Source organism: Flavobacterium sp. (genome assembly GCF_052437795.1).
Taxonomy (GTDB): Bacteria; Bacteroidota; Bacteroidia; order Flavobacteriales; family Flavobacteriaceae; genus Flavobacterium.
The window spans coordinates 1-642 of the sequence record NZ_JBQVPA010000017.1 but is presented as its reverse complement, the minus strand read 5'-3'; the positions used below and the strand labels follow the sequence as shown (position 1 = coordinate 642).

The window sequence follows — 642 nt, the reverse complement described above, 5'->3', positions numbered from 1 at the left end:
CATGTGCCATAAGCATGAAGCCCGGCAGGCCCGCATGAGATGTGCCTGAACTTCTGGTTTCTGGGTCTTCTCTTTTGTGTGTTGCAGAAATGCCAGGTGGGGACTGCCACGTTAAGTGATGATGATGATGATGATGATGATGACTACCCTGTTCCCACTAGTAGCTGTCAACCATTTGTCCTTCTCCCAGCAAGGCAGCAGCCAGCATCCAGCAGCCACACCCCCACCCACCATTGCAGCCGTCTGCTGCTTCTGCAGTTGCGTCTGTTGCTCGCGTTGGAAGTCATTGCGCCGCTGGCGGGCGGCTTGCCGTGATGCCAGCGTCTCCTCCAAGGCGCTAGCTTTGGCGCCCTATATGGCCAAGATGTTGAGAAGCAGGTGAGCAAAGTGCATCACATTGTCAGGTCACACATGAGTCATCATTCAGGGGAAGCAGGTGAGAAAAGTGAGGATCCATGTCAGGGCATCAACCATCATCAGTACCATCATCATCATCATCATCATCATCGTTACCTTTGCAAGCTGGCTCCTCAACTAGGCATAGTGTGGGCCACCCTCCTTCTCCTCTCCTCCTCCTCCCCATTCCCCCCTCCCCCACCCTCCCCCTCCCCCACCCTCCCCATTCCCTCCCCTCCCCAAGCC

1 protein-coding gene is annotated in these 642 nt (G+C 55.9%); it reads right to left on the bottom strand.

Annotated elements, in window-relative coordinates; genetic code table 11:
• Nucleotides 1-111 precede the first annotated feature (111 nt).
• The gene (locus ACT6R0_RS18625; protein WP_444667452.1) at nucleotides 112-333 is read right to left on the bottom strand and encodes a hypothetical protein; all 222 of its coding nucleotides are present in this window, start codon (nucleotides 331-333) and stop codon (nucleotides 112-114) included.
• Nucleotides 334-642 lie beyond the last annotated feature (309 nt).